The sequence below is a fragment of the Sphingorhabdus sp. genome (assembly GCF_046292425.1).
Taxonomy (GTDB): Bacteria; Pseudomonadota; Alphaproteobacteria; order Sphingomonadales; family Sphingomonadaceae; genus Sphingorhabdus_B.
Genome location: NZ_JBKBQV010000122.1, coordinates 1 through 541, shown reverse-complemented (window position 1 = coordinate 541; position 541 = coordinate 1). Strand labels below are relative to the sequence as shown.

The 541-nt window shown below is 69.7% G+C and carries 1 protein-coding gene; it reads left to right on the top strand.

The window, feature by feature from the left end; translation table 11 throughout:
• The coding region (locus ACK4S7_RS13215; protein ID WP_409647733.1) for an acyl-CoA thioesterase at positions 1–292 on the top strand (292 nt) is incomplete at its 5' end.
• Between the last annotated feature and the right edge of the window lie 249 nt (positions 293–541).

The window sequence follows — 541 nt, the reverse complement described above, 5'->3', positions numbered from 1 at the left end:
TCCGGCGCTGCACCGCGCGATCCTCTCCTACGCCAGCGACATGATGCTGCTCGGCACCGCGACGCTGCCGCATGGCGTCAACTGGATGACGCGCGGATTGCAGAGCGCGAGCCTCGACCACGCCGTATGGCTGCACGCGCCGCTGCGCGCCGACGACTGGCTGCTCTACACCACCGACAGCCCCTGGGCCGGCCATGCGCGCGGGTTCAACCGCGGGCGCATCTACAGCCGCGACGGCCGACTGGTGGCGAGCGTCGCGCAGGAAGGGCTGATGCGGATGCGGGAGGGGTGAGGTCTGCAAGTCCCCCTCCCGCTCGCGGGAGGGGTTAGGGGAGGGCCTGTCCAAGCGGGCCGTCCGTGACTGTGACAGGCCCTCCCCCGGCCCATTGCCGGGTGAACAGCGCCCCGCGCTGTTCAGGCCATGCCGGGGGCATGGCCGACCCGGCAATCGCAAGCGGGAGGGGAGATTATTGCTTCGGCCGGATCACATACGCCGCCGGCAAATACAGAAACACCTCGGTCAAGCTCGCCCGCGACCATT